The organism is Rhodococcus sp. P4_F5, from assembly GCF_056401315.1.
The window spans coordinates 60,794-84,414 of sequence record NZ_JBFUJP010000014.1 but is presented as its reverse complement, the minus strand read 5'-3'; the positions used below and the strand labels follow the sequence as shown (position 1 = coordinate 84,414).

The following is a 23,621-nucleotide window of genomic DNA, read 5'->3' as shown; positions in this document are numbered from 1 at the left end:
GGACGCCTGCGGTCGTTTCGTGGGCCTGTGACGGCGTCTAGGTGATCACGCTGCCGGTCGGGATGAGGGCGGTGGTGATCATCGCGATCACCATGGCGACGGGATCGAAGTCGTCGAGGCTGCCCATGCGGTGGCTCCCTTGCTCGGTGAAATGTCGGTGCGCGGCCCGAACGTACAAGCAGCTCGGCGCGGGGGTGGTCGAAATGACCGAAGTCGTCGAAGTACTCGGACAGATGGGCGCTCGGACAGATGGGCGCTCAGGCAGAGTGGCTGGGCGTGCTGGGTGCGGGGGCGCGACCGACCACCCCGGCGTAGCGGGACGCGAGCAGAAGGAGCCCGAGCGGCACCAGCAGGGTCGCGGTCAGCGGCATCAGCGTGGTCAGCCAGCCGAGCAGCGCCGGTCCGGCGAGCAGGCCGAGGTAACCCATCCCCACCACCCTCGACATGTTCACGCCCGCCGCGCCCTCGCTCAGGTTGCCGGCCGCCGTGAATATCTGCGGAATGCAGCCGGACAGGCCGAGCCCGAACAGCGCCCAGCCGTACAGCGTCAGCCACAACCAGCCGGACCCGATGATCACCGCCAGCCCGGCGACCGCGATCAGCGTGCCGTAGCGGACCACGGCGAATGCGCCGAATGCCGCGCTGACCCGGTCGGCGGTGAAGCGCCCGACCGTCATCATCACCGCGAACGCCCCGAACGCCAGCGCCGCGGTCGCGTCGGAGGCGCCCAAGTGCTCCTTGACCTGCAGCGTGCTCCAGTCGTTCGCCGCGCCCTCCGCGAGGAACAGCGCGAACGCGACGGCGCCAAGGGTCAGCACTCGCCGGGAGCCGCGGCCAGCCGCCGCGGCGGGCCGGGCGGGGGCGTCCGGATGCTCGTGCGCGACGTGCGGCAGCAGCGCCGGCCCGCACGCCGCGACGGTCACGAGGCCGATCGCCGACGCACCGATGAGCGACATCAGCGGCGCCCAGCCCGCGGCCAGCGTCGCCGCACCGAGCAGCGAGCCGACCACCCCACCGACGGAGAACAGGGCGTGGAACGCCGACATGATCGGCCGTCCGTACGCTCGCTCGGCGTGCACGGCCTGCGAGTTCATCGACACGTCCAGCGCGCCGTTGCCGAAGCCGAACACGGCCAGCGCCACCGCCAGCCCGGCGGCGTCGGTGGCCAGTGCCGGCCCGATCATCGCGGCGGAGATCAGTACCCCGGCCGACACGGTCAGCCGCCGGCTGCCCCAACGGTCCGCGAGCGGTCCGGCGACCTGCATGCCGACCAGCGCGCCGCCGGCCAGGACCAGCAGCAGCCAGCCGAGGGTGGCGTGGCTGATCCCGGTCCGGTCGGAGATCGACGGGATGTGCACCACCCACGCGGCGAGCAGGAACCCGTTGACGGCGAAGATGCCGAAGATCGCGGCTCGGGCCCGGCGGAGTCGGACGTGCTCGGTGGTCGTCGGGCTGGTCGGGCGCACTTGTCCGTTCTACCTCCGTGCCGCCCGCGAGTCGGCGCCGAGATCGGCCCGCGTGGGCGTCGGCACCGTCACTTGGCGGCGGCCTTGCGCGGGCGCGCGCGCCGGACTGCCTTGACCGGGGCCGCGGGCTCCGGCTCGTCGGTCGGGGCGTCGCGCCAGCTGATCTCGATCTCGATCTCGGTCTTGTCGCCCTCGACCTCTATCTCGAGTTCCCACTGGACACGGTCGGCGACGACGATCGAGATCGAGTCGCCGTCCGAGCCCAACTCGACCTCGGAGTCGCCCGCGAGGGCACGTCCGAGCGCAATGAGGCGCTCGGAAACCTGCTTCCGGGTGAGCTCGGATGTCCTCTTGATCTCCAGCTTGGGCACGACGGCTCCTGACCTCGGCGAAGTGTGTGCCCAACCGTAGCTGCTCCGGACACGACTAGAGCAAAGTGAGGGGATCGGTGAGCGTCGCGCCGACGTCGGCGAGGAAGCGCGAGCCCTGTTCGCCGTCGACCAGCCGGTGGTCGAACGAGAGACCCAGGGTGACAACCTGGCGGACGACGACACGGTCCTCGACCACCCACGGGCGTGGCCGAATCGCGCCGAGGCACAGGATCGCGGCCTGCCCGGGGCCGAGGATCGGGGTGCCCGCGTCCACCCCGAAGACCCCGACATTGGTGATCGAGACGGTGGCGCCGGACAGGTCCGTCGGGGTGGCCCGGCCCGCCCGGGCGGTCTCGGCCAAGTCGTCGATCGCCCGGGTCAGCTCCAGCAGGCTCATCAGGTGCGCATCCCTGATCGTCGGGACGAGCAGGCCGCGCGGGGTGGCGGCAGCAATGCCGAGGTTCACGTAGTGCCGGGTGACGATCTCCTGACGCTCCTCGTCCCAGCTCGAGTTCAGGGCCGGGTGCGCGCGCAGCATCGCCACCAGGACCCTCGCCACCAGCGCCAGCGGGGTGAGCTTGAGCCCGGTGTAGGCGGGCGTGGCGCGGAGCGTGGCGAGCAGGTCCATCGAGGCGGTGACGTCGACGGTGAGGAACTCGGTGACGTGCGGGGCGGTGAATGCGCTGCGCACAACGGCGTCGGCGGTCTGCTTGCGGACGCCGCGGATCGGCGTGCGGGTCTCGCGCGCGGCGGTCGCGTCGGGCTGGGGTGCGCTCGGCTCGTCGGCATCGTGGCAGGCCCGGACGTCGCCGGTGGTGATCGCGCCCCCCGTCCCGGAGCCGGGCACCTCGCTCAGGTCGACGCCGAGTTCGCGGGCGAGCTTGCGCGCCGACGGCTTGGCGTCGGGCCGGACCGGCGCGGACGCAGCGCTACCGGGGGTGGGGGGAGCGGCGGCGTCCGGGGTCCGGCGCCGGCTGGGCGGGGATGCGGTGGGGCCGTACCCGACCAGCACCGACCCGGATCCGGGCGCCTCCGGGCCAGGCTCGGAGCCCTCCGCAGGACCCGCGCCCGGCTCGCCGATGCGGATCAGCGGCGCCCCCACCGCGACGGTGGCGCCGGGCTCGGCGAGCAGCGCCAGGACGGTGCCGGCGTACGGGGACGGCAGCTCCACCACCGCCTTGGCCGTCTCCACCTGCACGATCACCTGGTTGAGCGCGACGGTGTCGCCCACCGCGACGGACCAGGAGACGAGCTCCGCCTCGGTCAGGCCCTCGCCGAGGTCGGGCAGTCGGAACTCGTGCAGGGGCTGCGGGCTGCGGTCGGCCACGGCGGACCCCTCAGGCGGCGAGCGTCTTGTCGACCGCGTCGAGGATGCGGTCCGGGTCGGGCAGGAAGTACTTCTCGAGCTTCGCCGGTGGGTACGGGGTGGCGAACCCGCCGACCCGCAGCACCGGTGCCTCGAGCTGGTAGAAGCAACGTTCCGAGATCCGGGCGGCGATCTCCGCGCCGAGTCCGAGGAACACCGGCGCCTCGTGTGCGACCACCAATCGGCCCGTCTTGCGGACCGACGCCTCGACGGCGTCGAAGTCGACGGGGGAGAGCGAACGCAGGTCGATGACCTCGATCGAATGACCCTCCTGCTCGGCCACTTTCGCCGCGGCCAGCGCGGTCGGCACCACCGACCCGTAGGCCACCACGGTGGCGTCGGTGCCCGGCGCCGCGACTCGGGCCCGGTGCAGGTCGAGTTCGGGCTGCGCGTCGGTGTCCACCTCGCCGCGGTCCCAGTACCGGCGCTTGGGCTCGAAGAAGAGCACCGGGTCGTCGGAGGCGATGGCCTGCTGGATCATCCAGTAGGCGTCGTCCGGGTTGGAGGGACTGACCAGCCGCAGCCCCGCGGTGTGCGCGAAGTAGGCCTCCGGCGACTCCGAGTGATGTTCGACCGCACCGATTCCGCCGCCGTAGGGCACCCGGATGGTCAGCGGTGCCCGCACCCGGCCCTGGGTGCGGTAGTGGATCTTCGCGACCTGCGAGACGATCTGGTCGAAGGCGGGGTAGACGAACCCGTCGAACTGGATCTCGCAGACCGGGCGGTAGCCGCGCAGCGCCATCCCGAATGCGGTGCCCACGATCCCGGACTCGGCCAACGGGGTGTCGATGACCCGGTTGCCGCCGAAGTCCTTCTGCAGGGTGTCGGTGATCCGGAAGACGCCGCCGAGCTGGCCGATGTCCTCGCCCATCAGCACCACCTTCGGGTCCTGTTCCAGGGCACGCCGCAGCCCGGCGTTCAGGGCGCCGCTGAGCGTCATCGTGGTCATGACCGGGCCTCCGACAGTGTTTCGGGAAYGGACAGCGTGCCGAGGTAGCGGGCGAACTGTTCGCGTTCCTCGTCGATCAGCGGGTGGTCCTGGGTGTAGACGTGCTCGAAGAGCTGCATCGGGTCGGGATCGGGCAGGGTCAGCGTCGCCGCCCGGAAAGCGGCGGCGGTGTCCTCGGCCTTCGCATTCACCCCGGCCAGGAACTCGGCATCGAGGCCGTCCTCGCGTTCGAGCAGCCGGTGCAACCGGTCGATCGGGTCACGCGCCCGCCACACCTCCAGTTCGGCGCCGGTCCGGTACCGCGTCGGGTCGTCGGACGTGGTGTGCGGGCCCATCCGGTAGGTGACGGCCTCGACGAACGTCGGCCCGCTGCCCTCGCGGGCCCGGCGGGCGGCGCTGCGGGTGACGGCCAGGACGGCCAGTGCGTCGTTGCCGTCCACCCGGATCCCGGGGATACCGAAGCCGGATGCGCGCTGCGCCAACGGGAACGGGCTCTGCAGCGTCACCGGTTCGCTGATCGCCCAGTGGTTGTTCTGGCAGAAGAAGACCACGCCGGCGTTGAACGTGGCGGCGAAGCCGAGCGCCTCGGACAGGTCGCCCTGGCTGGTGGCGCCGTCGCCGAAGTAGGCGAAGGTCGCGATCTCGGCACCGTCGAAGTGCGCGCCCATCGCGTAGCCGGTGGCGTGCAGGCCCTGGGCGCCGACGACGATCGCCGGGTTGGTCAGGCCCAGCTCGTCGGGGTCCCAGCAGGACAGCGCCACGCCGCGCCAGAGCCGCGGCCACTGCGCCGGCTCGACGCCGCGGCAGTAGGCGACGCCGTGCTCGCGGTAGCTGGTGAAGACGTAGTCGTCGGGGGCCAGCGCGTGGGCCGAGCCGACCTGCGCGGCCTCCTGCCCCAGGCACGGCACCCAGATGCCGAGCTGGCCCTGGCGTTGCAGCGCCGTCGCCTCGCCGTCGACGCGTCGGACCACCACCATGTCCTCGTACAGCGCGCGCAGCTCCGCGGTGCCGATGTCGGCGACGAGCTCGGAGTAGGCGGCCCGGTGCACGCGTCGTCCGTCGGGTTGGACGAGCTGGACCGGGTAGGCGATCTTGTCGGTCATTTCGACCTCCTGGTGCCTACGTCGGGAGGCCCTTGTGGGGCCGCGTCCGACGTTGTTGGAGTCCTACTCTCAGCATCCCCCTTTGGGCGGGCGGCGCAAGCGGGCGAGGGGCGTGCCCTAGTTCGCGAGGAGCAGCGCGACGATCACGACCACCGCGAGGACCGCGAGGCCGGCCGGGTACAGCGCGGGACCGCGCATGTCGGGGTTGCCGAAGTCGCCGTACTTGACGTGGAAGGCGGTCGCGCCGAGCATCAGCAGCAGCAGTCCCACCGCCGCGACGACGCCGAGCGGCCACCAGAACAGCCCGACCAGCACTCCCACCGAACCGGCGATCTCCGCGGCCCCGATCGCGCGGACCTGGTTGGCGGTCAGGCCGCGGTCGCGCAGGGCGGTCCAGGCGGTACCGCGCAGCCGGACCTTGGGGATCGCCGCGCCGAGGGCACCGATCGCAAGGACGATTGCGCAAACGATGGCAACGACGTCCACTGGCTCTCCCTGACTGTCACAAAACTTTCAGCTGGCGTATGAATTACGCCCGCCGTCCGAGGCTACTGGGGATGCGGGCAGGGTCAAGGCGACACGGCCGAGCGTCAGCGGCGAACCAGTCCGAGACGGAGGTTCGCGGGTTTGAGGGTGAGCTCCTCGGCCACCTCGAGCGTGTACCCGGGCTCGGGCACCAGGTCGTAGCGGTGCAGGATCAGCGCGAGCGCCAGCACCGTCTCGTGCAACGCCAACTGGCGGCCGATGCAGGACCGGACGCCGGTGCCGAACGGCTTGTAGAGGCCGGGCGGGCGGGTCCGGGCGCGCTCCGGCCGGAACCGGTCCGGGTCGAAGGACTCCGCGTCCGCGCCCCAGGCGGGGTCGCGGTGCACCTTCAGGGTCAACGCCACCACGGCCTGCCCCGCGGTCAGCGGATATCGACCGCCGAGCAGGGTGTCGCGCCGAGGCTCCCGGAGGTACCCCGGCGCGATGGGCCACAGCCGCAGCGTCTCGTCCACGACGCGGCGCAGGTACCGCAGCTGGTGGATCTCCCCGAACGCCGGGTCCGGGTCGGTGTCGGCCGGCCACAACGTGTGCAGCTCGGCGCGCGCCTGGGCCGCGACCTCCGGATGGGTGGCCAGCAGGTGCAGCGCGAACGACAGGGTGCCGGAGGTGGTCTCGGCTCCGGCGTTGAGGAAGGTGATCACCTGGTTGCGTATGTTCGCGTCGTCGAGGTGCTCGCCGGTCGCGGGGTCGGCGGTGGTGAGCATCAGCGCCAGCAGGTCGTCGGGCGAGGCCTCGGGCGAGGCCCGGCGGGCCGCGACCACCTCGTCGACGACCCGGCGGACGTAGGCGATGTCGGTGTCCATCTGGGTGTTGGCACGGTGGTGGACGATGCGCTCGAGCCAGTCCACCGGGATCCGGTATCCGCTGCGCCCGACGTAGGCGAACATTCGCATGACGGCGGCCGCGTACGGATCGGGCTCGCTGCGGGTGAACGGGTGGAAGCGGTAGCCGAAGCCGATCCGGGCAATGGTCTCGAGCGTCAGCTTGCTCGTGTCGGTGTGCACGTCCACCGGTCCCGACGCCAGCCGTCGGTCCCAGTGCGCCAGCAGCTCGCGCACCGTGTCGAGGATGGTGTCGTGGTAGTTCTTCATCGCCGGCAGGGTGAAGGCCGGCATCAGGATGTTGTGCGCCCGCGACCAGTTCGGCTCGTCGGTGTAGGCGCTGAACAGGGCGTCGTCGAGAAACTCGCGGGCCGCGGACACTCCGAATCCGACGTGTTTGCCGAACCGCTTCTCGTCGCCGAGCTCCACGTACAGGTCCGGCCCGGACACCACGACCAGGCGGTTGCCGAAAAATTTCGTCTCGAAGATCGGCCCCAGGGTGCGGGCGTGCCGCGCCATGGTCTGGGTCGGGCTGGCCGGGTCCACGCTCAGCAGGTCGCCCAGCACCGGTAGCCGGTGCGGGGGGTGCGGAATCTGGCGCGTGTCGACGACGCCGGGAGACGCCATGCCTCATTGTCTCGTAGAACCGATCGGTTTGTCTGCCCTCGTGCGGCGAGCGGTCACCGGCGTCGCAGCCGGACCCGGAACCCGGACGGCTTGAGGGTGAGCAGTTCCTCGACGTCGAGCCGGTAGCCGGGCTCGGGTTCGAGGTCGTAGCGGTGCAGGATCAACGCCAACGCCAGGACGGTCTCGTGCAGCGCGAACTGGCGGCCGATGCAGGAGCGGATGCCGGTGCCGAACGGCTTGTAGACGTGACCGGGCCGCGAGTGCGCGCGCTCGGGCAGGAACCGGTCGGGGTCGAAGGCGTCGGCGTCGGGACCCCACGCGGGGTCCCGGTGCACCTGCGGCAACAGCACGAACGCCGCGTCGCCCGCCTTCATCGGGTACCGACCGCCGAGCAGGGTGTCCTCGCGGGCCTCGCGCATGTAGCCGGGCGCGGTGGGCCACAGCCGCAGGGTCTCGTCGAGGACGTGTCGCAGGTACCGGAGCTTTGCGACCTGCTCGAAGGCGGGGTCGGGTTCGGCACCCGCCGGCCAGGCCCGGTAGATCTCGGCGCGTGCCCGGTCCGCGACCTCCGGGTGGTTTGCGAGGTAGTACAGCGCGAACGACAATGCGCCCGATGATGTTTCGTGCCCGGCGATCAGGAAGGTGATCACCTGGTTGCGGATGTTGACCTCGTCGAGGCGCCGCCCGGACTCGGGATCGGTGCTGGTGAGCATCAGCTCGAGCAGGTCGTCGCGCCGCTCGTGGGGGTTCGCACGGCGCGACGCGATCACCTCGTCCACGACTTCCGCCAGGTACGCGAGGTCGGCGCGGTTCTGCTGCGCGGTGCGGCGGGTGAGCGCACCGCCGAGCAGCGGCACGGGGACCTTGAAGGTGGAGCGCTGCGCAAAGCTCAGCGCGCGGAGCATCGCCGCCACGAACGGGTGCTGCTCCTCGCTGCTGAACGAACCGAACTCGTAGCCGAATCCGGCGCGGCCGATGGTCTCGAGCGTCACCTTGTTCATGTCTGGCGTGACCGCCACCCAGGTGCCGTCGTCGCAGTGGCGGTCCCAGTGCCCGGTCAGCTCGCGCACCGTGTCCAGCATCGTCTGGTGGTAGCCGCGCATCGCGGACTGGGTGAACCCGGGCAGTAGCACGTTGTGGGCGGTCGACCAGTTCGGTTCGTCGTTGTGGGCGGTGAACAGGCCGTCGTGGCCGATCGGGCGCAGCGCCTCGAGCGCCACCCCGAGCTGCTTGCGAAAACGCTTCTCGTCGTTGAGTTCGGCGGCCAGCTCGGCGCCCGAGACGAAGGTGAACGTGTAGCCGAGCACCCGCCGCTCGTAGATCGGCCCGAGCCGGCGCGCATACGTCATCGCGTTCTGTGTCGGTTTCGTGATGCTGACGCCGATCACGTCGCCCAGCAACGGGATACGGTGAGGCGGGTGTGGCACCCGAGGGTGCTGACGCGTGGTCGGGACGGCCATGCACCCATCCTGACCCGGGTCGCGACGACCGGCACGGTTTCGTTGCTTCCGGCCGCGTACGGCACGCGGTCGGCCTACCATCGACAGACGACTGTCGTCGGGGCTCGTCGCACTGTGCTTGCGGAGAGGATGATCGCTGATGGACTTCGCACCGACCGAGCGCTGCCAGGACTATCGGGAACGACTGCTCGCCTTCATGGACGAGCACGTCTACCCGGCGGAGGCCGTCTACGACGAGCAGATGCGCGCGGCGGGCGATCCGCACTTCCAGCCGCCGATCCTCGAGGAGCTCAAGGTCGAGGCCCGCCGGCGCGGGCTGTGGAACCTCTTCCACCCGCATCCGGAGTGGGGCCCGGGCCTGACCAACTCCGAGTACGCCCCGCTCGCGGAGATCATGGGCCGCAGCCACCTGGCGTCGGAGGCGTGCAACTGCAGTGCGCCGGACACCGGAAACATGGAGGTGCTCACCCTCTTCGGCACCGACGAGCACAAGCGGCGGTGGCTCGTCCCACTGCTCGACGGCACCATCCGGTCGGCGTTCGCGATGACCGAGCCCGATGTCGCCAGTTCGGACGCCACGAACATCGCGATGACGATGGACCACGACGGCGGCGAGTGGGTGCTCAACGGGCGCAAGTGGTGGACCTCGAATGCGTTGCACGCCAACTGCAAGGTGCTCATCGTGATGGGCAAGACCGATCCCGGCGGCCCCGTCTACAGCCAGCAGTCGATGATGGTGGTGCCCATCGACGCCCCCGGCGTGACGGTGGTGCGGGGGCTGCCGGTGTTCGGCTACCAGGACCGTGAGGGCCACGCCGAGGTGCTGTTCGAGAACGTGCGGGTGCCCGATGCCGACGTGCTGGCCGGCCCCGGCGCCGGCTTCATGATCAGCCAGGCGCGGCTCGGACCCGGCCGGATCCACCACTGCATGCGGGCGATCGGAATGGCCGAGCGGGCACTGGAACTGATGTGCCTGCGCGCCTCGACCCGGGTGACGTTCGGCCGAACGCTCAGCGAGCGCGCGAACATCCAGGACTGGATTGCCGAGGCGCGCATCGAGATCGAGATGGTCCGACTGCTCACGCTCAAGGCAGCCTGGCTGATGGACACCGTCGGCAACAAGGAGGCCCGCACCGAGATCGCGGCGATCAAGGTGGCGGCCCCGCAGATGGCACTGAAGATCGTCGACCGCGCGATCCAGGTGCACGGCGGCGGCGGGGTGTCCGACGACTTCCCGCTGGCGTGGGCGTACGCGCACCTGCGGACGCTGCGGCTCGCGGACGGCCCGGACGAGGTGCACAAGAGAACGATCGCCCGCCAGGAGTTGCGGCCGTACCGGCTCGATGCCGAGGCGGCGAAGGCGGCAGCGCAGGTCGACACAACGAAGGGAGCACGCGGATGAGCAACGCAGTGGGGCTCGACGAGGAGGCGGTGTCCGCGTGGATCGCCGACCTGGGTGTCGGCGCGGTCGCGCCGTTGACCTTCACCCGGATCGGGAACGGCCAGTCGAACCTGACCTTCCAGGTGGACGACTCGGGCGGCGCGCAGTGGGTGCTGCGCCGGCCGCCGCTCGGACACCTGCTGGCATCGGCGCACGACGTGGCCCGCGAGTACCGGATCCTCTCCGCGCTGCAGGGCACCGGCGTACCGGTCCCCAAAGTGCTTGCGTTGACCGAGGACCCGGCAGTCACCGATGCGCCGCTGATGCTGATGAACTACGTCGACGGGGTGGTGATCGACAGCATCGGGGTGGCCAAAGCGCTCACCCCGGAGCGGCGCCGCGCCACCGGGCTGTCGATGCCCGCCGCGCTGGCCAGCATTCACCGCGTCGACCTCGAACTGTCCGGGCTCGAGGACCTGGCGAGCCACTCGCCGTACGCCGAGCGGCAGCTCAAACGGTGGTCGGGACAGTGGGAGCAGTCCAAGACCCGCGACGTGCCCGCGGTCGACGAACTGGCCGGGGTGCTCGCCCGCTCGATCCCCGATCAGCGGGAACTGACCCTGGTGCACGGCGACTTCCACCTGAGCAACGTGATCACTTCGCGTGAGGACGGTCGGGTGGTCGCGGTGGTGGACTGGGAACTGAGCACGCTCGGTGACCCGCTGGCCGACGTCGGCGCGCTGCTGGCGTACTGGTCGGAGGCGGGCGACGCGGTGTCCGGGCCGTTCATCGCGTCCACGCTCGACGGCTTCCCGACCCGGGCGGAACTGGCGCAGGCCTACTTCGACGAGACCCACCGCGATCCGGCCGCGCTCGGCTTCTGGCACGCGCTGGCGCTGTGGAAGCTCGCGATCATCGCGGAGGGGGTGCTGCGCCGCACGATGGAGGATCCGAGAAACACCGCCGCGGTGGGCGGTCCGTCGACCAAGATCATCGACGACATCGTGGCCCGGGCGACGATCGTCGCGGCGGAGGCCGGCCTGCGGTAGTTGCGCGGGTGATCCGTCCCGAACGCCCCGCGCACGAGCGCGGGGCGTTCGGCGTCTCACCCGCCGCTACCGCGGACGGACCAGTCCGGCGGCGGTGCTCATTCGGTCGAGGCTGACGGGGTCTTCCGAAACGGCCGGGCGCGCAACACCAGCCGGATCGCCAGGCCCGCGAGCAGGGCCCAGAACGCCGACCCGATGCCGAGGATGCTGACGCCCGACGCCGCGATGAGGAAGGTGAGCACCGCGGACTCGCGGTCCGACTCGTCGGCGAGAGCGGCGACCAGCGAGCCGCCGAGCGTCGCGAGCAGGGCCAGCCCGGCCACCGTCTCCACAACCCCCGCCGGCGCCACCACCACCAGCGCGGCCAGCGCCGCCGAGCACAACGCCAGCACCAGGTAGGCGCAGCCGGCGGTGAACGCCGCGACCCAGCGGCGCTTGGGGTCGGGGTGCGCGGTGGGCCCGGCCGCCAGCGCGGCACTGATCGCGGCCAGGTTGATCGCGTGCCCGCCGGCCGGGGCGCCCACCACGGTGCCGATGCCGGTGACCGCCATCGCGGCCCGCCACGGCACCCGGTAGCCGAACGCGCCCATCACCGCGGTGCCCGGGATGTTCTGCGACGCCATCGTCACGATGTACAGCGGGACCGCGATGCCGATCATCGCCTGCCCGGTCCAGTGCGGGACGGTGAGGTCGAGCGTCGGCATCAGCGTGGCGGTGTCGAGCGCGGTGTCCCCGGTGGCCAGGTACACGCCGATCACCACCGCGGCCACGCCGAAGGCGGCCGGGACCGCCCAGCGTTTGGAGAACCGCTGCAGCACAAGCCAGGTCAGCACCACCGGCGCCACGGCGGCGGGGGAGTCCCGGAAGGCGGTGATCGGCGCGAGGCACAGCGGCAGCAGCACCCCGGCGAGCATGGCCTGCGCGAGCGGCGTCGGGATCGCGGCGATCAGCCGGCTCAGCCGGGGCCACAGCCCGGTGAGCACCACGGCCAGACCCACCACCACGAAGGCGCCGACCGCGGCGGGCCAGCCGCCGGCGACCATCCCGGTGCCCGCGAGCAGCGCGGCGCCGGGCGTCGACCAGGCCAGGGTGAGGGGCATCCGGTAGCGCCGGGAGAGCCACAGCATCCCGACTGCCTGCGTGACGCACAGCGCCATCAGGCCGGACGCGGCCTGCGACGGGCTGGCGCCGACCGCGCGCAGGCCGGTCAGGACCACGGCGAACGAACTGGTGAACCCGACCAGGGCGGTGACCACGCCGGCACTGATCGGGTGCGCGATCCCGACGTCGGCCGGCGGGGTGCCGGTCGGTTCGGCGCTCGCGGATTGTTCGGGGGTGACGGCGTCGGGCATGGCGGTCATTGTCTCTCGCAGCGGTGGTGGCCGGCCGCGCGAATGCCCACACGCCCACGCGGGGCTACGCCCGCCCTCCCCGGACGCCGGGTGGGCGGGCGCAGCGGGACGCTACGTCAGCTCCTGACCTTCTTGACGATGAACAGCAGGATCACCGCGCCGAGCAGGCAGGTGAGGAAGCTGAAGATGAGCCCGCCGCCCTTGACGTCGACGCCGAAGAGGTTCAGCAGGAAACCCCCGGCCAGGCCGCCGATGATGCCGACGACGATGTTGGCGATGATGCCCTGCTGTTCGTCGGTGCCCATGATCTTGCTGCCGATCCAGCCGGCCAGGCCGCCGAGGATGATCCAGCTGAAGATTCCCAGTGAGAGCATGACCACTCCTTCGCTCGTTCGGGCGTTCGATGAGTTGTCGTAGTGCTGCATTCGTTCTACCCGACCAGGCCCGTCACGACCAGCGGGACCGAGAATGCCGTTCTCGGGCGTACGGTGAATCGATGGTGGAACTCCACGTGGTTCGAGGTGACATCACCCGATTCCCCGCCGACGCGATCGTCAACGCGGCGAACTCGAGTCTGCTCGGCGGCGGGGGCGTCGACGGCGCGATCCACCGGGCCGGCGGACCGGAGATTCTTACCGACTGTCGGCGGCTGCGCGCGAGCACGCTGCCGCACGGGCTGCCTGCCGGGGACGCGGTGGCGACCGGGGCCGGGGATCTGCCCGCCCGCTGGGTGATTCACACGGTCGGGCCGGTGTATCTCGAGACCGAGGACCGCTCGCCGGTGCTCCGCTCGGCGTACACGCGCAGCCTGGCGGTCGCCGACGAGTTGGGCGCCCGGACCGTCGCCTTCCCGCTGATCTCCGCCGGCGTGTACGGCTGGCCTCGGGCCGACGCCGTGCACCAGGCGGTGACCGCGGTGCGTCAGGCTCGGACGGCCGTGCAGGACGTCACCTTCGTCGCATTCAGCGACGAGGTGGCGGACCTGCTGCGTGACGAACTGCGGTCCGACGGGTCGGCGGTGCTGGTCACCGCGGAAGAGCTGGCGGCGCAGATCGATTCGGGCGGCGCCGCGTCGGGGAGGCCGCCGGTACTGCTCGACGTCCGCTGGGCACTCGGCGACCCGCACGGCCGCCGCCACTTCGAGGCCGCGCACCTGCCGGGGGCGGTCTTCGTGGACCTCGAGACCGAGCTCGCGGCGCCGGCCTCGGCCGAGCGGGGGCGGCACCCGCTGCCCGACGTGGCGGACCTGCAGGCCGGCGCGCGGCGGTGGGGCATCTCGGCGGGCGACCCGGTGGTGGTCTACGACGACACCGGCAACACCGCGGCCGCACGCGCGTGGTGGTTGCTGCGCTGGGCCGGGGTGGCCGACGTGCGACTGCTCGACGGCGGGCTGGCCGCGTGGACCGGCGCCGGATTCGCGGTGGAGTCCGGGCCGGGCGCGCCGCCCGCCGCCGGCGACGTGACGCTGTCGGCCGGACACCTGCCGACCGTCGACATCCGGCAGGCGGCCACCTGGTCGGCGTCCGGGGTGCTGCTCGACGCCCGCGTCGGCGAGCGGTACCGCGGCGAGGCGGAGCCGGTGGATCCGCGGGCCGGGCACATCCCGGGCGCGGTGAGCGCGCCGACCTCCGAGAACCTGGACGGGTCGGGCAGATTCGCCGACGAGGAGGAGTTGCGGCGACGGTTCGCCGAGCTCGGGGTGGACGCGTCGACGCCGACCGCGGTCTACTGCGGGTCCGGGGTGACCGCCGCGCACCAGGTCGCCGCGCTCGCACTGGCCGGGATCGAGGCGGCGCTGTACCCGGGGTCCTGGTCGCAGTGGTCGGCCGATCCCGCCCGCCCGGCGGCCACCGGGCCCAACCCGCCCGGAGACCGCGATGCGTGAACCCGGAAATGCGAAGGTCGAGAAGGTGTTCGACGCGATGTCGGGCAACTACGACCGGCGGATCGGGTACTTCAGCTTCTCGAGTACTCGGACGCCCGGCGCACCTGGTCCGCGGTGGGGGTGACCCCGGTGTAGAGCCGAAACTGGGCGGCCGCCTGCAGCGCGATCACCTCGGCGCCGGTGACGGTCTGCTTGCCGGCGGCCGTGGCGGCACGGATCAGCGGGGTGTCCGGCGGCATGGCGACCACGTCGAACACGGCCCGCGACGCCTCGATCGCGGCGGCCTCGAACGGAGTGGCCGCGGACTCGCCGCCCGGTCCGCCCGCCATCCCGACCGGGGTGGCGTTGACCAGCAGCTGCGGCCGCAGCTCGCCGAGTTCGGGGCGCCAGGCAAAGCCGTACTGCTCGGCGAGGCCGCGCCCGGTCTCGGAGTTCCGGGCGACGACCGTCACCGCGGTGAAGCCACTGTCGCGCAGTGCCGCGACGACCGCCTTCGCCATGCCGCCGCTGCCCGCGACGGCGACCTCGAAATCGGTCGAGGTCGCATGCTCGGTCAGCAGCGTGGCCACGGCCTCGTAGTCGGTGTTGTAGGCGTGCAGCGTGCCGGCTTCGTTGACGATGGTGTTCACCGAGGAGATCGCGGAGGCAGACGGGTGCATGACGTCGACGTGTTCGATGCTCGCCTCCTTGAAGGGCATCGACACCCCGCAGCCCCGGATCCCGAGCGCGCGGATCCCGGCGATCGCGCTCGGCAGGTCGGTGGTGGTGAACGCCTTGTAGACGAAGTCCAGGCCGAGTTCGTCGTAGAGGTAGTTGTGGAACCTCGTGCCGATGTTCGACGGTCGAGCGGACAGCGACATGCACAGCGTCGTGTCCTTGGTGATGTCGTCCCTGCTCTTGGTGCCCACACGTCGACGCTAGCGCCGGGCGTCGGCGAGCGTCCAGCCGAACTCGATGACATGTGGCGGCCGCCTCAGCCGCCGCGGTTCCAAGAGTTTCGCCCGACTTCCGCCAAGCGTGCACGCGCAGGGTTTCGGTGGGACGCGCCTCGTCCCTTCCCTTCGAAACGCTAGGACGGACGATGACAGTCGAGACCATTCCGAAGAGCGCGGCCACGCGTCGAGCGACGCTGACGGTGGTGTGCGTGACCACCGCCATGCTGATGCTCGACATCGCGGTCGTCAACACCGCCCTGCCGTCGATCGCAGCCGACCTCGAGGCGGGTGTGAGCGGACTCCAGTGGGTCGTGGACGCGTACACCCTCGCGCTGGCCACCGTGGTCCTCAGCGCGGGCTCCTGGGCGGATCGGCGCGGCCGCCGCCATGTGTTCCAACTCGGGATCGTGTTGTTCACCGTTGCCTCCCTGCTGTGCGCGCTGGCACCGAACATCTGGGTCCTCGACCTGGCGCGGGCCGTGCAGGGTGTCGGCGGTGCCGTTCTCTTCGCCTGCTCGCTGGCCCTGTTGGCAGACGTGTTCGACGAGGGGCCCGCGCGGGCGAGCGCCCTGGCCGCGTACGGGGCCACCATCGGCGGCGCGTTCGCCGTCGGCCCACTCGTCGGCGGGTTGCTGACCGAGATGTTGTCTTGGCGCGCAATCTTTCTGGTCAACATTCCGATCGGACTCGTCACGCTGGCGGTGACCGCGAGGTGGGTGCCCGAGTCGCGTGACCCGAATCCGCGGGGTGCCGACGTGATCGGCCAGATCCTGATCTCCACCGGGCTGGCGGCACTTGTCTTCGGGCTGCTGCGCGGCAACGAAACCGGCTGGACCGACGCGCAACCGGTCGCCGCGCTGGTGGTCGCCGCGGCCGCGCTGATCACGTTCGCCGGACACGAAATTCGCACCAGCGCACCCATGCTGCCGCCGCACCTGCTTGCCAACCGGGCGTTCGCGGGAGCTCAGGTCGCGGCGTTCGCGATTTCCGCCTCCCTGTTCGCGGTGTTCGTCTACACCACCCTCTACCTGCAGAACGTGCTACACCTCTCGCCCGTCGAGGCGGGGTTGGTGTACCTGCCCGCGACGGTCGCCATGTTCGTCGTCGCCGGCGCCACGGCCAAGCTCGACGGACGAGTCCCGGTGTCCGTCCTGTTGACGGGCTCGCTGCTGTTGGTGGCCGTCGGCCTGCTGATGATGACCGTCGTCGACGTGTCGAGTTCGCCGTACGCGATCCTGCCCGGGTTCGTGGTGAGCTGCGTCGGCGCCGGAGTGTTCAATCCGGTGATGAGCGGCCTCGTGCTCGGCGAGGGGACCGCACACCACTCGGGGCTGGCCGCGGGCATCAACGACGCGTTCCGCCAGACCGGAATCGCGGTCGGCGTCGCCGGCCTCGGCATCTTCCTGCCCGCCCAGTCCATGCTGCCGGGCGGGTCACCGACCGAGTTCGTGGTCGGCCTGCAACAGGCCCTGCTGGTCGCCGCGTTGATCGCTGCCCTCGGCGCGCTGGTGTGCGCGGCGACGCTGCCCGCGAGGCGGTCCGCGGCCTGGGTCGGCGAGCAGTCCCGCGAGGTCGTCTCGGTACCCAGGTGACTGTTTTGGCGCGCACCGCCGGCTCGCTGTCCCTACACTCGAGCGACTCGGCGTCGGCAGATCGGGGGAGCACGCGGATGATCTATCGACTGCTCGGACCGCTCGAAGTGGCTCGCGCCGACACCGGCGAGCAGGCTCTCGACCTGGGACCGCGGAAGCAACGCACGGTTCTCGCGGTCCTGCTGCTCAGCAGGGGACGCGTGGTGTCCACCGATCGCCTGATCGACGCCCTGTGGCGGGACGAGGCTCCCGCGAKCGCGACGGCGAGCCTCCAGGCGTACATCTCGAATCTGCGACGGGCGCTCCGCGGTGCGAGCGGCGACACGTCGCCCATCGTGCGTCAACCGCCCGGGTACGTTCTCGACGTCTCGGCCGACCAGGTCGACCTGTCCACCTTCCTCGCGGACGCGGAGGCAGCGCGAGGGTTCGCGGAGGCCGGCGAGTGGGACAGCGTGCTGACGACGGCCGATCGAGCGCTGGCCACGGTGCGGGGCCGACTCCTCGCGGACCTGAGCGACGAACACTGGATGCAGGCGGAGGCTGCCGCCTTCGACGAGGCGCGCACCGAGTGCCGGGAGACCCGTATCACCGCGCTCCTCGCCCTGGGACGCCTGCCGCCCGCTCTCGTCGAGGCTGCCCAGTTGGCCGGCGAATTCCCGTTTCGAGACCGGACCTGCTGGCTCCGTATGCTCGCGTCCCACCGGGCCGGCCGGTCGTCGGAGGCGCTGGAACAGTTCCGGCTGCACGCCGACCGGCTGGACTCGGAGTTGGGTCTGGTGCCGGGCGCCGAGCTGCAGGCCCTTCAGGGGGCGATCCTGCGGCACGACCCGAGTCTGGCGGCCTGGCCTCGGACCCCCGGATGGACGGGGGCAGAGCAGGTTCCGGTGCCAGACCCGTCGTTCACGGGCGCGGACGGACCGGGCGAGGCCGGCGCCGCGGCGCCGCGGCGGGTGTTCGTCGGGCGCGGAACCGAGACCGAGATGGTCGAGCGCATGCTCGACGACGTCCGCCACGGGGCGAGCCGGTGGTTGGTCCTGACCGGCCCCGCCGGGATCGGCAAGACCCGGTTCGCGGAGGAGTGTGCGGCGAGAACCGTGTCGGTCGGGGGAACCGCGGTGTGGGCTCGTTGCCCGGAGGACGACGGTGCCCCGGCGTGGTGGCCGATCCGTCGGATGGTGACCGAGGTCGGTGGCGACGGGGACACGGTGCTGATCCCACCGACCGATGTCGATCCGGACGAGGCGCGGTTCGCCGTGTACGAGCGGGTGCTGGCGGCGATCGAGTCCGCGGCGGACGGCACACCCGCGCTGACCGTGATCGTCGACGACATCCAGTGGGCCGACCCGACGTCGCTGCGGTGCCTGACGTATCTGGTCGGCGCACTTCGCGACCGCCCCGTGTGGTTCGTGGTGACGGTCCGCGACTCCGCGATCGGGACAGTCGTACCCCGGTTCGTGGACGCGGTGCTTCGAGGGGAGGGCAATCGGCACATCGCGGTGCCGGCACTGGCCGAGAGCGAGGTCGACGCACTGGCCAGCTATGTCGCCGGCGAACAACTGAGCCCGGTCGAGGTGCGCATGCTCGCGGACCGGACCGGAGGTAACCCGTTGTTCGTCTCCGAGTACGCGCGACTGCCCCGGGCCGAGCGTCTCGGCGACGGGATACCCATGGCCGTCCGTTCGGTTCTGGGCCGCCGCCTCGCGGCCGTGGAACCGGCGGTGCTGCAGGTCCTTCGGGTTGCGGCCGTCCTCGGTGACGCGGTCGAGGTGGACGTCCTCGCCGCCGCCACCCGGCTCGACACGGACACGCTGGCCGACTACCTCGACGATGCGGCCGACGAACGAATCATCGTGTCCGCCCCCGGATCCGGTGGGTACGTCTTTGCCCACGGGCTGCTTCGGGACGAGGTGCTGGCGGCCATACCGGCGTTGCGTCGACAACGTATCCACGCGCGCGTTGCCGAAGTGCTGGCGGCCTCGTCCGATGCCGACCGATCGAGCCGGCGGGCCCAGCACCTGTGCTCGGCGCTGCCGTTGGTGGATCCGCGCGAGGTGCTCGACGCGTGCACGGCCGCCGCCCGCGAGGCGACGGAGCGGTGGAGTTCCGAGACCGCGGCGCACTGGTGGGAGGCCGCGGTGCACGCCTTCGACCTGCTGCCCGCGTCGGAGCAGTCCGCGGGCGACCGCGACGACCTGCTGGTGGCCCGGGTTGAGGCGCTGGCGAGGGCCGGTCGCGGGCAGACGGTCCTCGACGTTGTCGATGCCGGTCTGCTCGATGCGGTGCGGGAGGGGCGGACGTCGGCCGCCGGGAGACTGGCCGCGGCTCTGCTGCGGGCGGCCGGCGCGTGGCCGTGGGTGTCGTACGGCCGCGATCCCGGCCCGCTGCTCGAGCGCCTCGCCGCGCTGGAGTTGTTCGTCGAATCCGATCCGGTCGCGCACACGCGGGTCCTCGCTGCCCTCGCCGTCGGCAGCTGCTATCACCCGAATTCGGCGGTGCCCGACGAGATGAGCCGTCGGTCACTCGAGCTTGCCCGCACTCACGGTGATCCCGACGTGGTGGCCGATGCACTGCTGGGGCGGATACTCCTCTTCTCGGGTGTGGCACGCCGCAGTCGTGAATCCGTCGAGTTGTTGACCGAGCTTCTCCAACTGCCACACCAGCAGTCGCGGGTCGACGATGTCATCGCTCACACCGTCGCGTCCATGACGCAGTTGAATCTCGCCGATACCGAGGCCGCCGCCGCGCACGTGCGCCAGGGGATCATCGGTTGCGACCTGTTGCGCCTACCCGTGGTTCGAGTCCAGCTGCGATGGATGGAAGGCACCCTCGCGGAGTGGCGCGGTGATTTCGAATGGACCGCGCGACAGTACGACACGGCGCGGCAGATTCACCTGAAAACCGAGCTGTACACCGCGGGCAGTGACGATCTCGCCCTGAACAGTCTGAAGTGGGCGCAGGGTGAGCTGGCCGACACGGTGCCCGGCTTCGTCGAGCCGAGGGCCTGGGACATCGCGATCGCGGCGGCGAAGGGGGACCGGCGGGCCGCGGCCGACGGTATCGCGCGCTGGACGTCGGATCCGGGACCGAACGTGTGGACCACGCTGGGACATCAGACATTGATCGCCCACGTGATCGCCGACCTGTCCCTGACCGAGTACGGCGAGAAGTTCCTCGGGCTCCTCTCGCCCTTCACCGACCGGATCGCGAACGTCGGGCAGGTGGGGGTCATCGGTGCGGTGGCGGAGGCGTCCGCGCGTCTGCACGCGATGCTCGGCCGGATCGAGCACGCCTCGACGTTGCTCGACCGCGCGGAGGAGATCTGCTCCAGAACCTCCGGCGCCCCGACTCTCCTGCGGTGCAGGCTGCTTCGCGCGCAGCTCAGGTCCGACTCCGCCGACCGCACCCGGGAGTTGGCCGCCGTGGTCGACGAAGCCGAACACCGCGGTATGCGGGCGGTTGCATCGCAGGCGCGCTCGCTCCTCGCCTGAGCCGGGCCGTCGGGCTTGGCGAAACCTTGGATCCGTTCCGATCTGCGGGCCAAGAACCGGCCAAGTGGTTTCGGCCATCGTTTCCTCACCGCCCGAGAGCGGACCACGAGAGGAAGCCCCAGATGGACCTTCAGGCCCCCACGATCGATGCGGCAGTCGAGAACCTGCGCGCCGTCGTCTCCGGATCGGTCGCGCTCCCCGGAGAACCCGGATACGAGTTGGCAACGCCGTGGAACCTGGCAGTGCCGGTGTCCCCGCGGGCGGTGGTTGCGGTGGCCGATGCCGGCGAGGTGGTCGCCACCGTTCGGTTCGCGGCCGAGCACGGCATGCGGGTCGCCGTCCAACGCACCGGCCACGGGGCCGTCGCGCTGGACGGCGACGTCCTTCTCGTCCACACCGGACGGCTGGACGAGTGCGTCGTCGATCCCGGTACGCGCAGCGCCCGGGTCGGTTCGGGCGTGATCTGGCAGGACGTCATCGACGCCGCCGCGCCCCACGGACTGGCGCCGCTGACCGGATCGTCCGCGACCGTGGGGGTCGCCGGCTTCCTGACCGGCGCGGGAATCGGCCCGCTGGTGCGGACCTACGGGCTGTCCTCCGACCATGTGCGGGCGTTCGACGTCGTCACCGGCGACGGCGAGTTCCTGCGAGTGACACCCGACGAGCATGCCGAGCTGTTCTGGGGCCTGCGCGGCGGCAAGGCAACGCTCGGGATTGTCACGGCGGTCGAGATCGACCTGCTGCCGCTCACCGATGTCTACGGCGGCGCGCTCTACTTCGACGGTGCCGACGCCGCCGCCGTGGCGCACGCGTGGCTCGACTGGTGCGGCGACCTGCCCGAGCACAGCTCGACGTCGATCGCCTTCCTGCAACTTCCCGCGCTGCCGCAGGTGCCGCCGCCACTCGCCGAGCGACTGACGCTGGCGGTCCGCTTCGCGAGCGTCGCGCCCGCAGGCGAGGCCGAGGCGCTCGTTGCCCGTCTACGCGGCGTGGCGACACCGCTGATTGATGCCGTGGACGTGCTGCCCTGCGTGGCGATCGCGGCGATCCACGCGGACCCGGTCGACCCGATGCCCACGCACGAGTTCAGCGGGCTCACCCGAGACCTGCCACACGAGGCCGTCGACGCACTGCTCGCGGTCGCCGGCCCGGGCTCCGGCTCGCCGCAGACCGTCGTCGAGCTGCGCCTGCTCGGCGGCGCGTTGGCCCGAGAGTCCCGGCACCGCAGCGCCTTCTGCCATCGCGACGCGTCGTTCGCGCTGCTGGCCGTCGGAGCTCTGGCTCCGCCGATCGCGGACGCGGTCGTCGACCATGCCCACGCCATCGAGCGGGCGTTGGCTCCCTGGACGACCGGGCGCACGCTGCCCAACTTCACGGCCAGTGCCGATCCCGAACGGATCGCCCGGTGCTACGACGAGGACACCGCACACTGGCTCGGCGCACTGGCGAACGAGCACGACCCGGACGGCGTGCTGCGGGTCGGCCAGGTCATGCGCAAGCTGCCGTGAACACCCGATTCCGGCCCGCGCGACCCAGACATTTCGAGAGGCACACCATGAGTGGATCCCGGACCGTTCTCTGCACGGCAGTCGCTGCCTGCGTTGCACTGACACTCGGCGGGTGCGCGGCGCCGCCGACGCCGCCATTCCGGGTTCCTTCGACTTCACCGAGGTGCTGATCAACGGGTCGTGGGACGGGAAGTTCACCTTCGTCGAACCGATGATGACCCGGGAGTGGTTGAGGACCAAGCCGTCGTTGCGCGAGGACGTGAAGCAGCCGGCGTCCTACCAGAGCGACGGCCACTACCCGACCGTCTACTCCGTCGACTTCGACGATCAGGCAGACGAGTACGTCATTGCCCTCGGCGGCCTGACGATGCGTCAGGCGTCGTAAAACCGGTATCAGCGCCCGGGCTCACACCGGTAGCATCCCGCCATGGCCATCCCACATCCCCACGTGTACTTCGGCGACCGGATCGTCGACGCCGCTCAGGCTTCTCTCGGCATCGCGACCTCGGCTGTGCTGTACGGACTGAGCGTCTACACCGTGTTCCCGGTGCACGTCGACGGCTCGGCGCGCTCGGCCTTCCGGTTGCGGGACCACTACCGACGCCTCGTCGAGTCGTGCCGGATCATCGGCATGGACACCTTCGAGGCGGACTGGGACTACGAGCGGTTCGTGGCCGCGGCCACCGAGGTGGTGGCGGCGAACGGGCCCGAGGCGGACGCATTCGTGCGGGTCAGCGTGCACGTCGACGAGTCCATCCCCGGTACCCGGGTGCGCGGCTGCCACACCCTGGTGAGCATGTTCGTCTACGACGCGGTGCCGATCGTGCCGCAGCACGGGATGCGCCTGAAGACCAGCACCTGGCGCCGCATCCCCGACGACGCGATTCCGTCCCGGGCGAAGGTCAACGGGGCGTACGTCAACTCGGTGCTGGCCAAGCAGGACGCCATCGACGCCGGTTACGACGACGCCATCTTCCTCGACGGCAACGGTCACGTGTGTGAGCTCAGCGCCGCCAACATCTTCCTGGTCCGCGACGACACGTTGATCACCCCCGACGTCTCGTGCGACATCCTCGACGGCATCAACCGGCGCACGGTGCTGACGCTCGCGGCCGAGGACGGCATCGAGGTCGTGGAGCGGAACGTCGACCTCACCGAGCTGTACATCGCCGACGAGGTGTTCGTCACCGGCACCTCGGCGGGCGTCGCCCCGGTCGTCGAGGTCGACGGTCGCCGGGTGGGTTCGGGCGTGCCGGGACCGGTGTGCGAGGCGTTGCGCAAGCGGCACGCCGCGGTGCTGCGGGCCGACCCGGCGCACGGCTGGGTCACCGCGATCTGACGGTTCGGCCCGACGGGTGGCGAGCGTCAAGGGAGTGGGAACTTGGTTGCAATGACGGAATCCCGGTCGGAACCGTCGTGGCCGATCATCCACGAGCCGCCCTGCCGCTCGCAGTCGGCGATCTTGTCGAAGATCCGCAGCAGGAAGTAGATGGAGTCGTCGGGGGTGGGAGTCAGCGCCAGCTGATGTGACTCGCCCTGCCGGGCCATGTCGAGCCACACGCCGGACTGCCCGTCCAGTCGCATCCCGACGACGTGCGCGCTGTCGACGAACTGGTACCGGCGTTCCTGCCATGGCGTGCCGTGCGGGTACCCCTGCTCGAGGACCTGGATCAGTATGGTCATCGTCGCGCTCCCGATGTAGTCGACAGTCGCCATTATTCC

20 protein-coding genes and 1 pseudogene are annotated in these 23,621 nt (G+C 71.1%); 9 read left to right on the top strand and 12 right to left on the bottom strand.

The window, feature by feature from the left end; translation table 11 throughout:
• Nucleotides 1-257 precede the first annotated feature (257 nt).
• The 8 genes from AC1DU4_RS09020 to AC1DU4_RS08985 all read right to left on the bottom strand — a co-directional run bounded on the left by AC1DU4_RS09020 (nt 258) and on the right by AC1DU4_RS08985 (nt 8,709).
• Nucleotides 258-1,466 carry an MFS transporter gene (locus AC1DU4_RS09020; RefSeq protein ID WP_477839053.1) on the bottom strand — a complete coding sequence of 403 codons (1,209 nt, stop codon included), beginning with the start codon at nt 1,464-1,466 and terminating at the stop codon, nt 258-260.
• A 68-nt stretch (nt 1,467-1,534) separates the two neighbouring features.
• Nucleotides 1,535-1,837, bottom strand: coding sequence for an amphi-Trp domain-containing protein (locus tag AC1DU4_RS09015; RefSeq protein WP_477839051.1), 303 nt, complete (start codon nt 1,835-1,837; stop codon nt 1,535-1,537).
• Nucleotides 1,838-1,892: 55 nt separating this feature from the next.
• Entirely contained in the window at nt 1,893-3,164 is a 1,272-nt protein-coding gene (locus AC1DU4_RS09010) for a dihydrolipoamide acetyltransferase family protein (RefSeq protein ID WP_477839049.1), read from the bottom strand.
• A 10-nt stretch (nt 3,165-3,174) separates the two neighbouring features.
• Nucleotides 3,175-4,152, bottom strand: coding sequence for an alpha-ketoacid dehydrogenase subunit beta (locus AC1DU4_RS09005; RefSeq protein ID WP_477839047.1), 978 nt, complete (start codon nt 4,150-4,152; stop codon nt 3,175-3,177).
• Nucleotides 4,149-5,255: a pyruvate dehydrogenase (acetyl-transferring) E1 component subunit alpha gene (gene pdhA / locus AC1DU4_RS09000; protein WP_477839045.1), complete on the bottom strand. Its 1,107-nt coding sequence runs from the start codon at nt 5,253-5,255 to the stop codon at nt 4,149-4,151. The genes AC1DU4_RS09005 and pdhA overlap by 4 nt, the downstream gene beginning before the upstream one ends.
• 117 nt (nt 5,256-5,372) lie before the next feature.
• Nucleotides 5,373-5,741, bottom strand: a complete 369-nt coding sequence (locus tag AC1DU4_RS08995; protein ID WP_477839044.1) for a DoxX family protein — start codon at nt 5,739-5,741, stop codon at nt 5,373-5,375.
• Between the two features lie 104 nt (nt 5,742-5,845).
• Complete coding sequence (locus AC1DU4_RS08990; RefSeq protein WP_477839041.1) at nt 5,846-7,249, bottom strand: cytochrome P450; 1,404 nt, start codon at nt 7,247-7,249, stop codon at nt 5,846-5,848.
• Nucleotides 7,250-7,302: 53 nt separating this feature from the next.
• A complete protein-coding gene (locus AC1DU4_RS08985) occupies nt 7,303-8,709 on the bottom strand; it encodes a cytochrome P450 (protein WP_477839039.1) in 1,407 nt (468 codons plus the stop codon).
• 139 nt (nt 8,710-8,848) lie between these two features.
• Between AC1DU4_RS08985 and AC1DU4_RS08980 the strand changes: the two genes are divergently transcribed.
• On the top strand, nt 8,849-10,111 hold the full coding sequence (locus tag AC1DU4_RS08980) for an acyl-CoA dehydrogenase family protein (RefSeq protein WP_477839037.1): 1,263 nt from the start codon (nt 8,849-8,851) through the stop codon (nt 10,109-10,111).
• The gene (locus AC1DU4_RS08975; protein WP_477839035.1) at nt 10,108-11,139 is read left to right on the top strand and encodes a phosphotransferase family protein; all 1,032 of its coding nucleotides are present in this window, start codon (nt 10,108-10,110) and stop codon (nt 11,137-11,139) included. Before AC1DU4_RS08980 ends, AC1DU4_RS08975 begins: the two co-directional genes overlap by 4 nt.
• 98 nt (nt 11,140-11,237) lie before the next feature.
• Here AC1DU4_RS08975 and AC1DU4_RS08970 read toward each other — a convergent pair whose 3' ends face one another.
• Complete coding sequence (locus AC1DU4_RS08970) at nt 11,238-12,491, bottom strand: benzoate/H(+) symporter BenE family transporter (protein ID WP_477839033.1); 1,254 nt, start codon at nt 12,489-12,491, stop codon at nt 11,238-11,240.
• A 116-nt stretch (nt 12,492-12,607) separates the two neighbouring features.
• A complete protein-coding gene (locus AC1DU4_RS08965; protein ID WP_072846475.1) occupies nt 12,608-12,865 on the bottom strand; it encodes a GlsB/YeaQ/YmgE family stress response membrane protein in 258 nt (85 codons plus the stop codon).
• 29 nt (nt 12,866-12,894) lie between these two features.
• Between AC1DU4_RS08965 and AC1DU4_RS08960 the strand changes: the two are divergent.
• Nucleotides 12,895-13,482: pseudogene (locus AC1DU4_RS08960) on the top strand (O-acetyl-ADP-ribose deacetylase); the annotation flags it as partial.
• A 30-nt stretch (nt 13,483-13,512) separates the two neighbouring features.
• A complete protein-coding gene (locus tag AC1DU4_RS08955; protein ID WP_477839056.1) occupies nt 13,513-14,376 on the top strand; it encodes a sulfurtransferase in 864 nt (287 codons plus the stop codon).
• Between the two features lie 71 nt (nt 14,377-14,447).
• Here AC1DU4_RS08955 and AC1DU4_RS08950 read toward each other — a convergent pair whose 3' ends face one another.
• On the bottom strand, nt 14,448-15,284 hold the full coding sequence (locus AC1DU4_RS08950; protein ID WP_477839030.1) for a shikimate 5-dehydrogenase: 837 nt from the start codon (nt 15,282-15,284) through the stop codon (nt 14,448-14,450).
• Nucleotides 15,285-15,457: 173 nt separating this feature from the next.
• Here AC1DU4_RS08950 and AC1DU4_RS08945 point away from each other — a divergent pair, with 173 nt between their 5' ends.
• From AC1DU4_RS08945 to AC1DU4_RS08925, 5 genes are all read left to right on the top strand, one after another.
• Nucleotides 15,458-16,903 (top strand): MFS transporter, encoded by a 1,446-nt coding sequence (locus AC1DU4_RS08945; RefSeq protein WP_477839029.1) that lies wholly within the window; start codon nt 15,458-15,460, stop codon nt 16,901-16,903.
• 77 nt (nt 16,904-16,980) lie between these two features.
• Nucleotides 16,981-20,391, top strand: a complete 3,411-nt coding sequence (locus tag AC1DU4_RS08940; RefSeq protein WP_477839027.1) for a BTAD domain-containing putative transcriptional regulator — start codon at nt 16,981-16,983, stop codon at nt 20,389-20,391.
• A 122-nt stretch (nt 20,392-20,513) separates the two neighbouring features.
• Entirely contained in the window at nt 20,514-21,899 is a 1,386-nt protein-coding gene (locus AC1DU4_RS08935; RefSeq protein WP_477839025.1) for an FAD-binding oxidoreductase, read from the top strand.
• A 112-nt stretch (nt 21,900-22,011) separates the two neighbouring features.
• A complete protein-coding gene (locus tag AC1DU4_RS08930; protein ID WP_477839024.1) occupies nt 22,012-22,284 on the top strand; it encodes a hypothetical protein in 273 nt (90 codons plus the stop codon).
• A 42-nt stretch (nt 22,285-22,326) separates the two neighbouring features.
• Nucleotides 22,327-23,238 (top strand): aminotransferase class IV, encoded by a 912-nt coding sequence (locus AC1DU4_RS08925; RefSeq protein WP_477839022.1) that lies wholly within the window; start codon nt 22,327-22,329, stop codon nt 23,236-23,238.
• 26 nt (nt 23,239-23,264) lie between these two features.
• On the opposite strand, the gene AC1DU4_RS08920 is transcribed toward AC1DU4_RS08925, so the two are convergent.
• Nucleotides 23,265-23,582, bottom strand: coding sequence for a hypothetical protein (locus AC1DU4_RS08920; RefSeq protein WP_477839020.1), 318 nt, complete (start codon nt 23,580-23,582; stop codon nt 23,265-23,267).
• Nucleotides 23,583-23,621 lie beyond the last annotated feature (39 nt).